Annotated in this window: 16 protein-coding genes and 5 pseudogenes; 17 read left to right on the top strand and 4 right to left on the bottom strand. The window is 69.4% G+C overall.

Going from position 1 to position 16,016, the window contains the following annotated elements:
- Nucleotide 1: 1 nt before the first annotated feature.
- From BFF78_RS05375 to BFF78_RS05335, 12 genes and pseudogenes are all read left to right on the top strand, one after another.
- Nucleotides 2–955: a DnaJ C-terminal domain-containing protein gene (locus tag BFF78_RS05375; RefSeq protein WP_069777209.1), complete on the top strand. Its 954-nt coding sequence runs from the start codon at nucleotides 2–4 to the stop codon at nucleotides 953–955.
- Nucleotides 952–1,359, top strand: a complete 408-nt coding sequence (locus tag BFF78_RS05370) for a chaperone modulator CbpM (RefSeq protein WP_069777208.1) — start codon at nucleotides 952–954, stop codon at nucleotides 1,357–1,359. The genes BFF78_RS05375 and BFF78_RS05370 overlap by 4 nt, the downstream gene beginning before the upstream one ends.
- Entirely contained in the window at nucleotides 1,350–3,989 is a 2,640-nt protein-coding gene (gene clpB / locus BFF78_RS05365) for an ATP-dependent chaperone ClpB (RefSeq protein WP_069777207.1), read from the top strand. The genes BFF78_RS05370 and clpB overlap by 10 nt, the downstream gene beginning before the upstream one ends.
- Nucleotides 3,986–4,433 (top strand): annotated as a pseudogene (gene trxA / locus BFF78_RS42685) (thioredoxin). The gene clpB and the pseudogene trxA overlap by 4 nt, the downstream one beginning before the upstream one ends.
- A 5-nt stretch (nucleotides 4,434–4,438) precedes the next feature.
- Nucleotides 4,439–4,702, top strand: a complete 264-nt coding sequence (locus BFF78_RS05360) for a UBP-type zinc finger domain-containing protein (protein ID WP_069783394.1) — start codon at nucleotides 4,439–4,441, stop codon at nucleotides 4,700–4,702.
- Nucleotides 4,702–6,516, top strand: coding sequence for an FAD-dependent oxidoreductase (locus tag BFF78_RS05355; protein WP_069777206.1), 1,815 nt, complete (start codon nucleotides 4,702–4,704; stop codon nucleotides 6,514–6,516). The genes BFF78_RS05360 and BFF78_RS05355 overlap by 1 nt, the downstream gene beginning before the upstream one ends.
- 48 nt (nucleotides 6,517–6,564) lie before the next feature.
- Nucleotides 6,565–7,065, top strand: a complete 501-nt coding sequence (locus tag BFF78_RS05350) for an Hsp20/alpha crystallin family protein (RefSeq protein ID WP_069783395.1) — start codon at nucleotides 6,565–6,567, stop codon at nucleotides 7,063–7,065.
- A 92-nt stretch (nucleotides 7,066–7,157) separates the two neighbouring features.
- Nucleotides 7,158–7,295, top strand: coding sequence for a hypothetical protein (locus BFF78_RS45990; protein ID WP_159032944.1), 138 nt, complete (start codon nucleotides 7,158–7,160; stop codon nucleotides 7,293–7,295).
- A gap of 56 nt (nucleotides 7,296–7,351) precedes the next feature.
- Entirely contained in the window at nucleotides 7,352–7,630 is a 279-nt protein-coding gene (locus tag BFF78_RS42680) for a hypothetical protein (RefSeq protein WP_159032943.1), read from the top strand.
- 51 nt (nucleotides 7,631–7,681) lie between these two features.
- Nucleotides 7,682–8,032 (top strand): annotated as a pseudogene (locus BFF78_RS42675) (DUF2267 domain-containing protein); the annotation flags it as partial.
- Nucleotides 8,031–8,394: pseudogene (locus tag BFF78_RS05340) on the top strand (PP2C family protein-serine/threonine phosphatase); the annotation flags it as partial. The pseudogenes BFF78_RS42675 and BFF78_RS05340, both read left to right, overlap by 2 nt.
- The gene (locus BFF78_RS05335; RefSeq protein WP_069777203.1) at nucleotides 8,391–8,726 is read left to right on the top strand and encodes an STAS domain-containing protein; all 336 of its coding nucleotides are present in this window, start codon (nucleotides 8,391–8,393) and stop codon (nucleotides 8,724–8,726) included. The pseudogene BFF78_RS05340 and the gene BFF78_RS05335, both read left to right, overlap by 4 nt.
- 347 nt (nucleotides 8,727–9,073) lie before the next feature.
- Here BFF78_RS05335 and BFF78_RS05330 read toward each other — a convergent pair whose 3' ends face one another.
- Nucleotides 9,074–9,247, bottom strand: a complete 174-nt coding sequence (locus BFF78_RS05330) for a CsbD family protein (RefSeq protein WP_069777202.1) — start codon at nucleotides 9,245–9,247, stop codon at nucleotides 9,074–9,076.
- Nucleotides 9,248–9,385: 138 nt separating this feature from the next.
- Here BFF78_RS05330 and BFF78_RS05325 point away from each other — a divergent pair, with 138 nt between their 5' ends.
- The 4 genes and pseudogenes from BFF78_RS05325 to BFF78_RS05310 all read left to right on the top strand — a co-directional run bounded on the left by BFF78_RS05325 (nucleotide 9,386) and on the right by BFF78_RS05310 (nucleotide 12,275).
- Nucleotides 9,386–9,556, top strand: a complete 171-nt coding sequence (locus tag BFF78_RS05325; RefSeq protein ID WP_069783393.1) for a hydrophobic protein — start codon at nucleotides 9,386–9,388, stop codon at nucleotides 9,554–9,556.
- Nucleotides 9,557–10,314: 758 nt separating this feature from the next.
- Nucleotides 10,315–10,757 (top strand): annotated as a pseudogene (locus BFF78_RS45300) (ATP-binding protein).
- A 230-nt stretch (nucleotides 10,758–10,987) separates the two neighbouring features.
- Nucleotides 10,988–11,110, top strand: coding sequence for a DUF6131 family protein (locus tag BFF78_RS47880; protein WP_227025717.1), 123 nt, complete (start codon nucleotides 10,988–10,990; stop codon nucleotides 11,108–11,110).
- Nucleotides 11,111–11,435: 325 nt separating this feature from the next.
- Entirely contained in the window at nucleotides 11,436–12,275 is an 840-nt protein-coding gene (locus BFF78_RS05310) for an RNA polymerase sigma factor SigF (protein ID WP_069777200.1), read from the top strand.
- Between the two features lie 389 nt (nucleotides 12,276–12,664).
- On the opposite strand, the pseudogene BFF78_RS05305 reads toward BFF78_RS05310, so the two are convergent.
- From BFF78_RS05305 to BFF78_RS05295, 3 genes and pseudogenes are all read right to left on the bottom strand, one after another.
- Nucleotides 12,665–12,913, bottom strand: a pseudogene (locus BFF78_RS05305) (IS5/IS1182 family transposase); the annotation flags it as partial.
- 207 nt (nucleotides 12,914–13,120) lie between these two features.
- A complete protein-coding gene (locus BFF78_RS05300; RefSeq protein WP_227025716.1) occupies nucleotides 13,121–13,951 on the bottom strand; it encodes a type 1 glutamine amidotransferase domain-containing protein in 831 nt (276 codons plus the stop codon).
- Nucleotides 13,952–14,042: 91 nt separating this feature from the next.
- The gene (locus BFF78_RS05295) at nucleotides 14,043–15,305 is read right to left on the bottom strand and encodes an NADH:flavin oxidoreductase/NADH oxidase family protein (protein ID WP_069777198.1); all 1,263 of its coding nucleotides are present in this window, start codon (nucleotides 15,303–15,305) and stop codon (nucleotides 14,043–14,045) included.
- An 87-nt stretch (nucleotides 15,306–15,392) separates the two neighbouring features.
- Between BFF78_RS05295 and BFF78_RS05290 the strand changes: the two genes are divergently transcribed.
- Nucleotides 15,393–16,007 carry a TetR/AcrR family transcriptional regulator gene (locus BFF78_RS05290; protein ID WP_069777197.1) on the top strand — a complete coding sequence of 205 codons (615 nt, stop codon included), beginning with the start codon at nucleotides 15,393–15,395 and terminating at the stop codon, nucleotides 16,005–16,007.
- Nucleotides 16,008–16,016 lie beyond the last annotated feature (9 nt).

Here is a 16,016-nt window from a genome sequence, read left to right as displayed (position 1 = left end):
CATGGCACGGGACTTCTACGAGGTGCTGGGCGTGTCGCGGACCGCGAGCCAGGACGAGATCCAGCAGGCATATCGCAAGCTCGCCCGCAAGTACCACCCCGACGTCAACAAGGACCCCGGGGCGGAGGAGCGTTTCAAGGACCTCAACGAGGCATACAGCGTCCTGTCGGACCCGAAGACCCGGGCCCGTTACGACCGCTTCGGCGAGGACTTCCGCAAGATCCCCGAGGACTTCGACGAACGGGTCGCGGCCGGAGCGGGCGGCGGCTTCCGCGCTCGGAGGACCGCAGGCGGTGGCGGTCCTCGCGTCCGGTACGCCACCGGCTTCGGCGACGACTTCGGCGCGGAGGGCATCGACATCGAGGACCTGTTCGGCTCCATGTTCGGAGCCGGCGCCGCCCGAGGCGGCGTCCCCGGAGCGGACCAGGAGGCCGAACTGCCGCTCACAGTCGAGGAGGCGTACCGAGGCGGCCGTCGCACCGTCACACTCGCCGGCCCCACCGGGCAGCCGCGGCGCTACGAGGTCGACGTGCCACCGGGCGTCACCGACGGGCAGCGCATCCGGCTGGCGGGTGAGGGTGGCCAGGGCAGTGGTGACGCCGCCGCGGGCGACCTGTACCTGCGGGTGCGTATCCAGCCCCACCCCCGGTTCCGGCTGGACGGCCGCGACGTGCACGTCCAGGTCCCGGTCGCCCCGTGGGAGGCGGCCCTGGGTGCGACCGTGCCGGTGCCCACCCCCGGCGGCGGCACGGCCAAGGTCACGGTGCCCGCGGGTTCGTCCAGCGGCCGGCGGCTGCGGCTGCGCGGCGAGGGCATGCCGAACCCGCGGGGCGCGAACGGCGACCTGTACGCCGAACTTCGCGTCATGGTGCCTCCCGCCCTCGGCGACCGGGAGCGCGAACTATTCGAGGAGCTCGCCGCCACCTCCTCGTTCGACCCCAGGAGGACGCGATGAACGAACGACCCGCGGGAGCGGGAGGCACCGGCCGGGCCGGCGTGGGCGCCCGTCCGGTACGAACGGGCGCCGACGTCACGGCCTCGACGGCTGTCCGGTACGCGCTCGTGCCCGTCCCCAGGCTCTCCCTGGCCGCCGTGGCCCGTCGCTCGGGCCTCCACCCCGATCTGATCCGCCGGTTCGTCGCCCTCGGCCTGGTCGACGCCGAACGCGACGCCGCGGGGCACCTGGTGTTCGACCCCACGGCCCCGGCGGTCCTTGCCCGCATCCAGCGGCTGCGCACCGGACTCTGCCTCAACTACGCATCCATCGGCCTGGTGCTCGACCTGCTCGACCGCATCAGCCTGCTCGAAGCCGCCCTGCGCGGCCGCGGCACGAGGAGTGAAACACCCCCATGGACATGAACCGTCTCACCCAGAAGTCCCAGGAAGCCCTCCAGGCGGCCCAGAGCGCGGCCGTCGGCATGGGGCAGACCGAGGTCGACGGGGAACACCTGCTGCTCGCGCTTCTCGATCAGGAGGACGGTCTGATCCCACGGTTGCTGCAACAGGCCGGCACCGAGCCGAAGGAGCTGCGCGCTGCCGTGCGCGAGGAACTCTCCCGCCGCCCGAAGGTCACCGGTCCCGGCGCGGCACCCGGCCAGGTCTTCGTCACCCAGCGCCTGTCCCGCCTGCTCGATGCCGCCGAGCGGGAGGCCAAACGCCTCAAGGACGAGTACGTGTCCGTGGAGCACCTCCTGCTCGCCCTGGCCGAGGAGGGCTCGGCGACCGCCGCCGGACGCCTGCTCAAGGAGCACGGCGTGACCCGGGATTCGTTCCTGAGCGCGCTCACCCAGGTCCGCGGCAACCAGCGCGTCACCTCCGCCAACCCTGAAGTGGCCTATGAGGCTCTGGAGAAGTACGGCCGCGACCTGGTCCTCGAGGCTCGGTCCGGGCGGCTGGACCCGGTCATCGGCCGTGATGCGGAGATCCGCCGCGTGACCCAGATCCTCAGCCGCAAGACCAAGAACAACCCCGTCCTCATCGGCGATCCCGGCGTCGGCAAGACCGCCATCGTCGAGGGCCTGGCCCAGCGCATCGTTCGCGGTGACGTCCCCGAGGGCCTGCGCGACAAGACTGTGTTCGCTCTCGACATGGGCTCCCTGGTCGCCGGCGCCAAGTACCGCGGCGAGTTCGAGGAACGCCTCAAGGCCGTGCTGTCCGAGGTGAAGGCCGCCCAGGGACGCATTCTGCTCTTCGTTGACGAACTCCACACCGTCGTAGGCGCGGGCGCCGCCGAAGGGGCCATGGACGCGGGCAACATGCTCAAGCCGATGCTCGCCCGCGGCGAACTCCAGATGATCGGCGCCACCACCCTCGACGAGTACCGCAAGCACATCGAGAAGGACGCCGCCCTCGAACGCCGCTTCCAGCAGGTGCTGGTCGACGAGCCGAGCGTGGAGGACACCATCTCCATCCTGCGCGGACTGCGCGAACGCCTCGAGGTCTTCCACGGTGTGAAGATCCAGGACACCGCACTGGTCTCCGCGGCCACCCTCAGTCACCGCTACATCACCGACCGGTTCCTGCCCGACAAGGCCATCGACCTCGTGGACGAGGCGTGCGCCCGGCTGCGTACCGAGATCGACTCGATGCCCGCCGAACTCGACGAGATCACCCGCCGCGTCACCCGCCTGGAGATCGAGGAGGCGGCCCTGTCCAAGGAGACCGACGCCGCCAGCAAAGCCCGCCTGGAGGAACTGCGCAAGGAACTGGCCGACCTGCGCGGCGAGGTCGACGCCAAACACGCCCAGTGGGAGGCCGAACGGCAGGCCATCCGCCGCGTGCAGGAACTGCGCCAGGAACTGGAGCAGGTCCGCCACGAGGCGGAGGAGGCCGAACGCGCCTACGACCTCAACCGCGCCGCCGAACTCCGCTACGGCCGCCTCCAGGACCTGGAGCGCCGGCTGAAGGCCGAGGAGGAGCAACTCGCCGCCAAACAAGGGCAGAACCGGCTGCTGCGCGAGGTCGTCACCGAGGAGGAGATCGCCGAGATCGTCGCAGCCTGGACCGGCATCCCCGTCGCCCGTCTCCAGGAGGGCGAACGCGAGAAGCTGCTGCGCCTCGACGAGATCCTGCGCGAGCGTGTCATCGGCCAGGACGAGGCCGTCAAACTCGTCGCCGACGCCATCATCCGCGCCCGCTCCGGCATCCGCGACCCGCGCCGCCCCATCGGCTCGTTCATCTTCCTCGGTCCCACCGGCGTCGGGAAGACCGAGCTGGCCAAGACCCTCGCGGCGGCCCTGTTCGACTCCGAGGAGAACATGGTCCGCCTCGACATGAGTGAGTACCAGGAGCGGCACACCGTCAGCCGGCTCATGGGCGCACCACCCGGATACGTCGGCTACGAGGAAGGCGGCCAGCTCACCGAGGCCGTACGCCGCAAGCCGTACTCGGTCGTGCTGTTCGACGAGATCGAGAAGGCGCACACCGATGTCTTCAACACCCTGCTGCAGGTCCTCGACGACGGCCGCATCACCGACTCCCAGGGCCGCACCGTCGACTTCCGCAACACCGTGATCATCATGACGTCCAACATCGGCTCCGAGCACCTCCTCGACGGCGCCACCGCCGAGGGCGAGATCAAGCCGGACGCCCGCGCCCTGGTGATGGGCGAGCTGCGCGGGCACTTCCGCCCGGAGTTCCTCAACCGCGTCGACGACATCGTGCTGTTCAAACCGCTCGGCGAGCGGCAGATCGAGCGGATCGTGGAGCTGCAGTTCGACGAGCTGCGCCGCCGGCTCGCCGAACGCCGCATCACCGTTGAACTCACCGAAGCAGCCAGGGAGTCGATCGCCCACCAGGGCTACGACCCGGTGTACGGGGCCCGGCCGCTGCGCCGCTACATCTCCCATGAGGTCGAGACGATGGTCGGGCGCGCCCTGCTGCGCGGTGACGTCCAGGACGGCGCGACGGTCCGCGTCGACGCCGAACATGGAGAGCTGGTGGTCACCTACGACCAGCCCGAGGACGTGAAGGGAGCGCGGGCGGCATGAGCACGATGCAGGCGACGACCGTCAGTTGTCCCAGCTGCGGGCGCACCAACCGGGTGCCCGTGGCCGCGGAGGGCCGCCCCAAGTGCGGCCACTGCAAGCAGCCCCTGCCGTGGATGGTGGACGCGGGCGACGACGACTTCACCGAGGTCGCCGAGCGGGCCGACATCCCCGTCGTGGTCGACCTGTGGGCCACCTGGTGCGGCCCCTGCCGCATGGGTCAGCCCCGCACTGGAGAAGGTCGCCACCGATCTCGCCGGCCGAATCAAACTCGTCAAGGTCGACGTCGACAAGAACCCGCGACTGTCGCAGCGGTTCGAGGTCCAGGCCGTACCGACACTGCTCATCCTCGACCAGGGCGAGACGGTCGCCCGGCAGGCGGGGGCGGCGCCCGCCCCCGCTCTGCGCCAGTGGGTGGAACAGTCGATCACCGCCCGGAAAGGGTGATCCGGATGACCCTGCACGCAGACCCCCACCTCGCGCTTGCCCGGCCGGTCCAGCCGCTGACCCCAGAAGGGTGCCAGGAGTGTCTGATGCTCGGCTCCCCGTGGGTCCACCTGAGGCTCTGCCTGACCTGCGGACACGTCGGCTGCTGCGACTCCTCGCCGAACAAGCACGCGCGCAGGCACGCAGCTGCCGACGCTCATCCGATCGTGCAGTCGTTCCAGCCCGGCGAGGAATGGCGCTGGTGCTACGTTCACGAGGCGTTCGTCTGATGTCCGGCGACCAGTCGCTGCCGGGCGAAGAACCGGTGCCGGAGAAAGCGGACGAGGCAGCCTTCTGGGAGACCCCGGACATCTACGGCGCGTATCCGCGCCTCACGGAGGACCAGATAGCACGTCTGGCGGAGCGCGGGCAACGCCGGACCATGGCTCCGAACGACGTGCTGATCCGGGAGGGGGAGCGCTGCGAGGCGTTCTTCGTCGTCCTCAGCGGTTCCGTCGCCGTCGTCGAGGACTACGGCACTCCCGAGGAGCACGTGCTGCGCGTGCACGGCCCCGGTCGCTTCATCGGTGAACTCGGCCTGCTGTACGGACAAGTGGCCTTCTACACCGCTGTCGCGAGGGAGCCCGGCGAGGTCCTCGTCGTCTCCCTGGAGCAGTTGCGCCACCTGGTGTCCCAGGACTCCACCATCGGGGACGTCGTGCTGCGCGCCTGTCTGGGCCGTCGCGCGCTGCTCGTCGGACAGGGCGCCGGCTTCCGCATCATCGGCTCGCGCTACTCGCCCGACACCAGACGGCTGCGGGAGTTCGCCGTCCGCAACCGGCTGCCGCACCGCTGGATCGACCTGGAGACCGACGAGGAGGCCGAAGAGCTGCTGCGCCGCTTCGGCGTCGGCCCGGCGGAGACACCACTCGTCATCTGGCGGGACACCACCCTGTTGCGCAACCCCAGCAACGCGGAACTGGCCCGGCTCATCGGCCTGCCGTCACTACCCGCCGGAGACCGTCACGGCGACGTCCTCATCGTAGGCTCCGGACCCGCCGGCCTCGCTGCCGCGGTGTACGCCGCCTCCGAGGGCCTGAGCACCACGGTGGTGGAGGCGATGGCCACCGGCGGCCAGGCCGGCACGTCGTCCCGCATCGAGAATCTGCTCGGCTTCCCCTCCGGCATCTCCGGCGCCGAACTCACCGAGCGCGCCGTGCTCCAGGCCGACAAATTCGGCGCCAGGATCAGCCTTCCGCTGGAGGCGACCGGTCTCCATCCCAAGGACGAGGACCACTACGTGGTGGCGTTCGCCGACGGCAGCGAGATCGCCGCCCGCGCCGTCGTCCTGGCCATGGGTGCCCGCTACCGCCGGCTCCAGGTGCCCGGCATCGAACGCCTGGAGGGAACGAGCGTGCACTACTCGGCGACCGTCTACGAGGCCCAGCAGTGCCGCACCGACCCGGTGGCCGTCGTCGGCGGAGGCAACTCGGCGGGCCAGGCGGTGCTGTTCCTCGCCGGGTACGCGCCGAAGGTGCATCTGCTGGTCCGAGGAGCTGGCCTTGAGGCCAACATGTCCCGCTACCTGGTCGACCAGGTCGAGCGCCATCCGCGGGTGGAGGTCATGCTGCACACCGAGGTCACCGAGGTCATCGGCCAGGAAGTGCTGGAGGAGCTCGACGTGGTCGACAACCGCACGGGCGGGCACCGCCGGCTCGCGGTACGGAGCCTGTTCGTCTTCACCGGCGCCGACCCTCACACCGAGTGGCTCGCCGGCATCATCGCCCTCGACTCCCGCGGCTTCGTCCTCACCGGGCCGGAGGCCCAGGAAGCCTGCGCCTCCCCCGAGGTGTGGCACGGCCGCGGGCGCTCGTGCATGACCCTGGAGGCCAGCCTGCCGGGGGTCTTCGCGGTAGGGGACGTCCGTAGCGGCTCGGTGAAGCGGGTGGCCTCCGCCGCCGGTGAGGGCGCAATGGCCATCCACTTCGTCCACCGGCACCTGGGGCACTCGGCCGTACCCGGCACCACGGGCACGTCAGCTGCCGCGGGCCACTCGGACGTCTCCCCACGCATACGTCACAAGGAGTCCGCATGGCTCGCATGACGCATGGCGGACGATGAGATCACGAGAAGGAAGAAGGAGGCGATTGCGATGGCCATGCCCGTCCGGCGCCACCGCGGTGGCGGCCTGCAGGAAAGGCCCGTCTGGGCACCCACCCCTGTCAATCCCCTGGTCGAGTTCGACGAACTGCTCAACCAGATGAGCGGCCTGCTGGAGTCGACGGTGGGCGCGGCACCCGCGGTTGCGTGGACGCCTCTCGCGGACGTGTCCGAGTCCGAGGACGCGTTCCACATAGAGATCGAACTCCCCGGAGTGAAGAGCAAGGACATTGACGTAGAGGCCAACGGTCCCGAACTCGTGGTCACCGGAGAGATCAAGGAGCGGGAGCGCAAGGGCGTCCTGCGCCGCAGCACCCGCCGCGTCGGAGCCTTCGAGTACCGCTTGCGGCTGCCCGGAGAACTGGACACCCACAAGATCAAGGCTGAGATGCAGGACGGAGTGCTCAGCATCACCGTCCCCAAGGCCGACGTCGCAAAGCCGCGACACGTCGAGATCACCGAGACGAGTGAAAGTACCGAGAGCAGCGGCTGAGACGCGAGCGCCGCGGTTCCGGTCACCCATCCGGCACTCTGGCCGGGCCGGCGGGGCTCGACACCCCTCACGGCGGCGGAGAAACGCGCTACGTGGCTCCCCACCGTTGGCGGTTCTTGCTGCTGGTCTCGCTGACCTTCTTCGTGGCCTACGCGGGAGCGAACTCGGCCTGTCCGACGGTGAGCGAGGTCCTGAAAAGCGCCGACCGCACCGCCCGCCGCCGGGAGTAGGAGCCCGCCGTTACCGCCCGGGCACCGGACCGGGCAGCACCCTGTACTCGCCGAGGATGGCCGGCACCGCGGGCACGGCAGGTCGTACGTCCGCCATGGCCGAACAACGCCTCGACGACGAAATCGAACAGATAACCCACGCGCTCCAAGAAGCCGGCCCGACGAGCGGCGACCGACTCGAACAGGCGGTGGGCGGCCGTTCCTGGGGCCCCCGGCGCTTCCGCCGTGCCCTGCGTGAGTCTCGGGCCAAGGCCCTTGCGAACGGCAGCTACGCGCCGGCGGGCGGACCCGGCCGGCCCGACGGCGCACCGGGCGACCCTCATGACCAGCGGTGACCGGGGCAGAAGGAAGTCGGCTATGAGAAATACGACGGATTCCTCGCCCGTGTGCGCGAGCGAGGCGAATACAACGACCAGGACGAAGCCGCGGACGTCACCAACGCCGTGCTGGAAGTGCTGGCCCAGCGGATCAGCCCGGGAGAGGTCAAGGACCTCGCATCCCAGCTGCCCGGCCCGCTGGGACAAGTCCTGGACCATGCCGCGCCGCAGCAGGCGCGAAGCTTCGGGATCGAAGAGTTCTACCGCCGGGTCGCCGAGCGCACCCATGCCCGGCCGCGTACGGCGCAGTGGGACGCCAGCGCGGTCCTGACCACCGTCGCCGACGCTGTCACTGGCGGAGAGCTGAACCACATCATCAGCCAGCTCCCCTCCAGTTACGCGGTCCTGTTCGGCAAGGCCGGTCATCACCGTGCGTGCCGACGGCACCGCCGACTTCCTGCCCACGCCCGGTGGCCTCCTCGTCGGCATCCTGCCCTCCGCACGCTTCACCGCGGCCACTGCCGTGCTCGGCCCCGGCGGCATGCTCCTGCTCCACACCCGACGGCATCACCGAGGCGCGCACCGGTGAAGACCACACCGGCCCGTACGGGAACGAAGCCCTGCTCGCCTTCGCCGCCGACCACGCCGGCAAGCCCCCGCCCGCTGCGATCCAGGCCCTGACCGGCCTGCTGCACAGCTTCGGTGACGGCCTCGACGACGACACCGCACTGCTCGCCCTCGGTGTCCCAGCCCCCAACCCCCGGACGAGAAGCAGCCGATGAGCCCACTGAAGATCACCATCCGAGACGCTGCCACCGGTCCCGTTCTGGAGATCTTCGGCGAGCTCTACTACGGCAGCGCCACGGGACTACTTGAAGTGATCCCCACGATCACCCTCCGACCGGGCCAGCACTTCATCCTGGACCTGGGCGGCATGGCATTCTGCGACTCCAGCGGCCTCAGCGCCCTCATCGCCGCCCACGCCGCCCACGCCGCCCAAGCGGACCTCGCACTCGCAGCGGTACCCACCCACACCCTACGCACCCGGCGCATCGTCGGTCTCGACCAGACCTTCCCCATCCACTGGGACAGGGAGACCATCCCCCGTTCCTGAGGACGGAGTGGGCTGACCGGGCAATGACGCAACAGCATGGCCATGGTCAATCCGCAGAATGCCGAACAGGACGTGGGGACGCCCGTAGGCCGCCCGTACGCGGCCGCTCACCTCGTGCGCCTATGGTCTTCAGAATCCTAGGCGGGCATGGGGTCCTGGCGGGCGGTGCACGGCCCTTCACAGGTGTCGCCGTGGGTCAGGCGCGCCCGGCCCGGTGGGGCCCCCGCCCACTACGCGGCAGCGCAGCCCAGGTGAGCCGAGTGACAGCGGTTGCAACCGCGCCGAAGTACCCGGAAGGGCTTTCCCGAGGCGTGTACGGGAAGGCCCTTCGGAGAAAGGAGATGTCGTCAGTGCCTGAAGGCGTCCTTGGCCTTCTCCTTGGCCTCACGGGCATCGGCCATGCTGTTTTCCGCTTGTCCTTCGGCGGCCATGCGGTCATTCCCGATGGCGCTTCCCACGGCCTCCTTGGCCTTGCCCTCGGCCTGCTCGGTCTTCGCCTTGGCCTTTTCGCCGGCAGTCATGGGATGCGCCTCCTCATTGCTTCGGTGCTGTTTTCGCTGTAGCCCACCCGTGCCCCGGCTCTCCTTGCACAAACGAGGCAGAGCCGCGGAATGAAGGAGCAGTCGCGGGGCATACGGCGGCTCAGGAGGTCGATAACCATGGTTCCCTTGCTGCTCGTTCTGCTTCTCGCACTCGTCCTTTTCGGTGCCGGTTTCGCCGTCAAGATGCTTTGGTGGGTGGCCCTCGCCGTCCTGGCGCTGTGGCTGCTCGGCTTCGTCATGCGCTCCACGAGCGCCGGGGGTGGCCGCGGCCGCTGGTATCGATGGTGACCTGACCGGTACTCACCCCTTCGTAGGGCCTGGCCGATACCGGCCAGGCCCTACGGGCTTGGCTGACGATCGCACAATGAAAGAGCGCCAGAAGAGTCTGAAGGGGAAATGGTGAATGTGGTGCGGTGGAGGCAGGATGGGTACGCGCTGAAGAAACCTGCGCGGCCCCTGGCTATTCCTGCCTCCGCTTATGTCGCCTGTCCTGGTGTGGGCGGTTGGAAGCAGGCGGGGACGTCTTTGCCGCGGGGGCAACGGCGGACCTGCCAGCCGTCGGAGAGAGCGTCGACCAGGAGCACCCCGCGCCCCCCGACGCTGCCGTCATCTGCGTGGCATTGCTGCGGCAACTGCCACGCCTCCGGATCGAGGAGGGCGACCTCAGCGTCCGCGATGCGCTGCCGCTCCCGGCGCCACTCCACATGCTGCGGGCGGAATTCCCGAACACTGCCTGCCGAGTCATGCTCGGGCCCCGCCCGGACGAGGCGCGGGTTGATCGGCAGTCGGGGGGTACACGCGGCGCCGGTGTATTGCTGGTCCCGCGGCGTACGGCAGCGACGACCGCGCCGCCGCGTGTGCCGTGTGAGGAGCACGGTCACCACCAGCCAGCCGCCGCTGTCCCAGGGGGATCGGCTTTCGAGGTGGCTCGGGCGTGGATGCAGGCGTAGGGCATCCAGTGCTTGCATGACCGGTGCAGGCAGGGTTTGGGGGCGGTGGGCCCAGGTGATGACGGCCTCGGCGACGGTGTCAGGAGGCACTTGAGCTTGCCGCACTCCGTGATTCTGTGGCGCATCCCGCTGGGGGAGGGGCAGGGCCCCTGCATCGCCGAGGCCCGTCACGCGGCTGCCGGTTTCCTGACCCGGATGCGCGCTGAGCACGGTATCGCGGTCTCCCAGCGAGCTGTGGAGGTGACGCAGCTGGTGGTGAGCGAACTGGTCACCCACGCGCAGAAGTATGCCGGCGGCCCGATTCTGCTGGATCTGCGGATCGCCGGTGATCTGGTGGAGGTCCAGGTGTGGGACTCCGACCCAGTGCTGCCGGTGGCTCGGGCCGCCGATGTGGGCCGGGTGGGGCAGCATGGTGTGGAGATTGTCATGGCAGTCTGCCAGGCTTTGAAGCCACGCGGGAGCCGGTAGGTAAGCGCATCACCGGCCGTTTGGCCTTGACGGACGATCCGCTCGGCGTCAGCGCTTGGACCAGCAGGTGAGCGACCGCCAGGCTCGACGGCCGACAGCCGAAGGAAGCCGTCAGCACGTCGCGGGCCCTGGCGTTCGTGTGACGGCATTTCCCTGACATTCCTGAGTCGCTCGTTTTCTCGCGGCAGGGCCGCCGACGCGGCCGATGTACGGCCGTCGGTGTCCGCGCTGGTCGCTGGATGAGGTGGTACGACCAGTGGGGCTGTGTCCGCTGCCCGTATCTCGGTGCAACCGTGCTGGCTTGGGCGTCGCCGAGTTCGTCCTGCACGTCGGCATTCTGTGGACGATCGGGATCATCCTGCTCGTCATCGACTCCGTGGGGCACGCCGTCGGCGGCCGACGCCACTACGGGTACGCCCCCTGACGCCCCCGAACGGGGGCCCAATCCGAGGACACCGACGCCACTGCATGCGTGACCCGCTTACTGGCCTGTGCCGACGGGGCGCCGCCCCGGTTCCGGTCGCAACCCCTGCTCCACCCGCAGCACGAGGGCCGCGAGGCCGACTCCGGAACGCCGGCGGGTTCTCCGGCCGGACCGGGCGGGTGGCCTCTCAGCGGGGCGACGTGCCAGCTCACAGCCCTGGCCCTCGATCGCGAGGTGGCAGGCATGGGTGGAAAATGAAGGGGTAGCCGAAGCGTCGGCCGCACAGCAGGCCGTGGCACGAGTTCGCATCCGGGAGGGGACCTACATGGCGCTCATGAGCACGCTGGACACGCAGACCACCGAGGTACCCGAAGTCGCCGACCCCACCCGGGTGGCGCCCAAGGATGCCCGCGAACTCTCCCGCTCGTTCTTCGAACAGCTGGCAGTGCTGGAGGAGGGCACGCCCGAGTACAGCTACGCGCGCAACACGCTGATCGAGATGAACATGTCCTTGGTCCGCTACGCGGCCGGCCGGTTCCGCAGCCGCGGACCGGAGGAGATGGAGGACATCGTCCAGGTCGGCATGATCGGCCTGATCAAGGCGATCGACCGGTTCGAGCTGTCCCGCGAGGTGGAGTTCACCTCCTTCGCGATCCCCTACGTCGTCGGGGAGATCAAGCGGTTCTTCCGCGACACCACCTGGGCCGTGCACGTTCCCCGGCGGCTGCAGGAGGCCCGCGTACAGCTCGCCCAGGCCACGGAAGAACTGCGAAGCCGGTTGGGCCGCACGCCGACGGTCAAGGAACTGTCGGAGCTGATGAGCCTGCCCGAGGACGAGGTGATGGAGGCCCGACTGGCCGCGAACGGCTACAACTCCTCCTCCCTGGACGCCGCCATCGGCGGCAGCGAGGACGGCGAGAGCGTCCTCCAGGACTTCATCGGCGTCGAAGACACCGACCTGGAGTTGGTGGAGGACTTCCACTCCCTGGCCCCGCTGATCGCTGACCTGGATGAGCGCGACCGGCAGATCATCCACATGCGCTTCGTGGAAGAACTCACGCAGGCCCAGATCGGCGAGCGCCTGGGCGTCTCCCAGATGCACGTCTCCCGGCTCCTGTCCCGCTGCCTCGCTCGCCTGCGCGAGGGCCTGCTCACCACCGGCTGACAGCCGGCTGTGCGCACCCGGCCTGATGCCCGCCACAACCGTGGCGGGCATCAGGCGTTACAGGCTACGACGTCATCCAGACCGACGATCTGGAAGAGACGTGCGACGGAGGCACTGGGTGCTGCCCGCCGTGACCGGCTCCCGGCGCTTCGCACGGTTCGGGGGTGGTGGTGAGAGCGTTGATGCCGCTGGAGTCCATGAAGGTGACGTCGTCGAGGCCCAGCACCGTCCGGTACGAGGCGACGCCGTGAGCAGCTGCGGCATCGAGAAGTTGAGGGGGCCCTGTCCCGGTCGATTTCGCCGCATGCTCTCACCCCGCTGACGCCCTCGAAGCAGGCGCGCGTGATCGACAATTGGTTGCCGTCTGGCGGTCCGTCGATGCCTTACGCGGCAAGCACGCCGATGCCTTCGTGCGGGTAGCGGTAACCGGTGGCCTGGGAGACGCCGGCATCGCGGGCCAGGCAGTGCACACAGCCGCGCTCGCGGAACCAGCGCAGCACCAGCACGGCCTGGCGGAACGGGCCCAACGCTCGTGAACCACGCGGCGTCCGCAGTCGGCGGCGGTGCGCGGCGAGCAGACGGGAGAGGAACTCGACGATGTGGCGCGGGACGTCGAGCGTGGCAGCATATGTGACCAACGCGGAGGCTCTGGTAGCCGTGGACATGATCTTGTGGTGAGACCTGTCCTACCAGGGGCTTCGCGCTTGCCGACAGCCAGTCCCCGCTGGTGGGGTCCGGCCGGATCACCCAGCTTCGCGTAGATCATTTCGCTGAGGAGCCATCAGTGCTTGAGGCCGTGAAGCCGTAGCAATGGTGAGAATCGCGACGGTCAGTACAGGCTGTGTTCAAAGCTGGTGCAGCGTCTCGATGATCTTTGCGGTGACGACCTTGGTGGAGTAGGGGTTCTGTCCGGTCACGAGCCTGCCGTCAGCGGTGGCGAAGGGGGTCATCGGGATGGTGTTCCTGATGTAGCGAGCGCCCCGGTTGCGGAGTTCGTCCTCCAGCAGGAACGGCACCCGCTTCTTCACCATGGCGACGCGCTCCTCGGCGGTGGAGAAGCCAGTGACCGTGCGGCCCTCGACGAGCAGGGAGCCGTCGGAGAGCCTGATGTTCAGCAGTCCGCAGGCACCGTGGCACACGGAGGAGACCACGCCGCCGTTCTCGTAGATCTGGCGCGCGGCCTGCTGGAGCGCAGCGTTGGAGGGGAAGTCCCACATGACGCCGTGCCCGCCGGTGTAGAAGATCGCGGCATACCGGTCCGGGTCGACGTCAGTCGCGCTGCTCGTGTCGTTCAGGCCCGACATGAACGCGTGATCGTTCATGTAGTCGCGTGTTTGCTTGTCCGCCCATCTGGTGCTGCGCGGGTCCAGCGGCACCCGGCCCCCGGCTGGACTGACGATGTCGACCTCGAAGCCGGCCTGGAGGGCCCCCGCGTAGAAGTGAACCAGCTCTGCGAGCCACAGCCCGGTCTGGTGGGGATCGGTCCCGTAGGTTGCCTGGTTGGTGACAACGGCGAGAATTCTGTTCATCTGTGTTCTCCGGTGGTGAGACAGCGTTCCGACGGCCAACTGAACGGCGAAGCAGGGAAGAAACCTAACTTCCGCGTCGTAGCGCGCATGAGTGTCGGCCTGGTTCCTGTCGATCGGCAGGAAGGCTCCGGTGACCAGGGCCTTCAAGACGACGAGTCATGGTCCAAGTCTTTCGATGACGGGGACGGACGGCTGATCGTGTGGGCCGTACGGGCGGGTGTGCGGGTGGGTGGTGCGACTACGAGTGCGGTCTGCCCGCGGTGGTTGCCTGGGCCTCGGCCAGCCAGGTGCGATAGCGGCGTAGTGCCTGCCGCTGCTGGCGTCGCTCCGACAGCAGGGTGTACGCCGGGTGGGTATTGGGCCGAGGGTCGCTCCCGCGGGCGATGCGGCGCAGTTGGTGGCGGACCTGCGCCATGCCGGCGAGCGTGGCGAGGGCCTTGTCGGACCAGGTCACCGGCCGCAGCTGGCGTTCGGCTTCGTGGCCGATCATCCAGCGATTGGGCAGGTCCGGGGTGACGGCGAGAGCGGTACCCATCCCGACGAGCGCCACGCCGCTGGCGAGGACCTGCTCGGCGGTCTCGCGACGGGTGATGCCGCCGGTGAGCATCAGCGGCAGGGGGCTGGCCTTGACCAGGTCCTTAGCCAGGTCGAGGAAGTACGCCTCGCGGGCCTGGGTGCGCGCGTCGGCGGGGCGGCCGGTCATCGCGGGGCTCTCGTAGCTGCCGCCGGACAGTTCGACCAGGTCGACCCCGAGCGGCGCGAGCCACTCGATCACCCGGCGTGCGTCGTCGGCGTCGAAGCCACCGCGCTGGAAGTCGGCAGAGTTGATCTTCACAGCGACTGCGAAGGACGGCGAGACGGCGGCGCGGACGGCTCGGACGACGTCCAGCAGCATCCGGGCCCGGTTCTCCAACGATCCGCCCCACGCGTCGGTGCGCTTGTTGACCAGGGGGGACAAGAACTGCGACAACAGGTAGCCGTGTGCGGCATGGACTTCGACACCGTCGAACCCGGCCTGTTCGGCGCGCGCGGCGGTGACCGCGAAGCGGGCCACGGTGGCCTCGATCTGTTGCGGGGTCATGGCGGCGGGGCGGCCGAAGCGGCTGCTGTGCCGACCCAGGTCGACGCCCACTGCGGACGGGCCCCAGACGACGCCGGGCATGTCGGACGGGACCTGGCGGCCGGGGTGGTTGATCTGCATCCAGATCGAACCGCCGGCGACCTTGCCGGCCGTGGCCCACTGCGCGAACGGCTCAAGCGGTGCGGCCTCGTCGAGCACGACGCCGCCGGGGCCGGTCAGCGCCTCGGCGTGGACCATGACGTTGCCGGTGATCAGCAGTCCGGTGCCGCCGCGGGCCCAGTGTCGGTAGAGCGCGATGAGCTGGCGGTCGGGGAGCTGGCCGTCGCCGGCCATGTTCTCCTCCATGGCCGCCTTGGCGATCCGGTTGCCCAGCATCGAGCCGGAGCTCAGGTGTAGGGGTGCGAACAGCTTGCTGGTCATCCGGGCCTCTCTACCATTCACTACGATGTGTACATCGCTTACATTAGACCCGCGATGTGAGCGGTGCAAACATTGGAGGAGTGACCCATGCCACAAGCGAACGCCCAGTACCACCACGGCGATCTGCGTGCCGCCTGCCTGCGTTCCGCGCGGGAACTGCTCGAGGAGGACGGCGGCGCCGGCCTGTCCCTGCGGGCGGTGGCACGACGAGCCGGAGTCTCGGCAACCGCGCCCTACCGCCACTTCGCCGACCGCGACGCGCTCGTCTCCGCCGTCGCCGCGCAGGGCTACGGCGAGCTCGCCGACCACCTGACGGCGGCGCACCCCTCGCCCCGTGCCCCCGAGGACCTCGCCGAGCTCGCCGTCGCCTACGTCCGCTTCGCCCTTGAGCGCCCGGCGATTTTCCGGGTGATGTTCGCCGAGCCCTGCGACCCGACCAACGAGGAACGCGCCGCAGCCACCGCCGCCATCTGGGAGTACGTCCGCGGCATCGTCCGCGGCATCTTCCCCGACTCTGACGCGGAGGCGCTGTCCACGGGCGTGTGGGCCATAGTCCACGGCCTGGCGTTCCTGCACCTCGACGGCAAGCTCGACACCTCGACCCCCGAGGTGGTGGCGAACCAGGTCCACGCCGCCGTCCGCGCGCTGCTCACCGCCACCCCGCGGAACTCAAGGAGCGCTGGCGCGCCCTCAAGCACGTGACCCTCAGCC

This window comes from Streptomyces fodineus, from assembly GCF_001735805.1.
GTDB classification, from domain to species: Bacteria; Actinomycetota; Actinomycetes; order Streptomycetales; family Streptomycetaceae; genus Streptomyces; species Streptomyces fodineus.
The sequence above is the reverse complement of the archived record's forward strand: the minus strand, read 5'-3'. Positions and strand labels throughout refer to the sequence as shown.

Excerpts from the sequence above, each read along its gene's own strand:
- BFF78_RS05295 (WP_069777198.1), bottom strand. The coding sequence starts at position 15,305 with ATGACCAGCAAGCTGTTCGCACCCCTACACCTGAGCTCCGGCTCGATG.
- clpB (WP_069777207.1), top strand. The coding sequence starts at position 1,350 with ATGGACATGAACCGTCTCACCCAGAAGTCCCAGGAAGCCCTCCAGGCG.
- BFF78_RS05330 (WP_069777202.1), bottom strand. The coding sequence starts at position 9,247 with ATGACTGCCGGCGAAAAGGCCAAGGCGAAGACCGAGCAGGCCGAGGGC.
- BFF78_RS05350 (WP_069783395.1), top strand. The coding sequence starts at position 6,565 with ATGGCCATGCCCGTCCGGCGCCACCGCGGTGGCGGCCTGCAGGAAAGG.
- BFF78_RS05375 (WP_069777209.1), top strand. The coding sequence starts at position 2 with ATGGCACGGGACTTCTACGAGGTGCTGGGCGTGTCGCGGACCGCGAGC.
- BFF78_RS05310 (WP_069777200.1), top strand. The coding sequence starts at position 11,436 with ATGGCGCTCATGAGCACGCTGGACACGCAGACCACCGAGGTACCCGAA.
- BFF78_RS05360 (WP_069783394.1), top strand. The coding sequence starts at position 4,439 with ATGACCCTGCACGCAGACCCCCACCTCGCGCTTGCCCGGCCGGTCCAG.
- BFF78_RS05335 (WP_069777203.1), top strand. The coding sequence starts at position 8,391 with ATGAGCCCACTGAAGATCACCATCCGAGACGCTGCCACCGGTCCCGTT.
- BFF78_RS05290 (WP_069777197.1), top strand. The coding sequence starts at position 15,393 with ATGCCACAAGCGAACGCCCAGTACCACCACGGCGATCTGCGTGCCGCC.
- BFF78_RS05355 (WP_069777206.1), top strand. The coding sequence starts at position 4,702 with ATGTCCGGCGACCAGTCGCTGCCGGGCGAAGAACCGGTGCCGGAGAAA.
- BFF78_RS42680 (WP_159032943.1), top strand. The coding sequence starts at position 7,352 with ATGGCCGGCACCGCGGGCACGGCAGGTCGTACGTCCGCCATGGCCGAA.
- BFF78_RS05370 (WP_069777208.1), top strand. The coding sequence starts at position 952 with ATGAACGAACGACCCGCGGGAGCGGGAGGCACCGGCCGGGCCGGCGTG.
- BFF78_RS05325 (WP_069783393.1), top strand. The coding sequence starts at position 9,386 with ATGGTTCCCTTGCTGCTCGTTCTGCTTCTCGCACTCGTCCTTTTCGGT.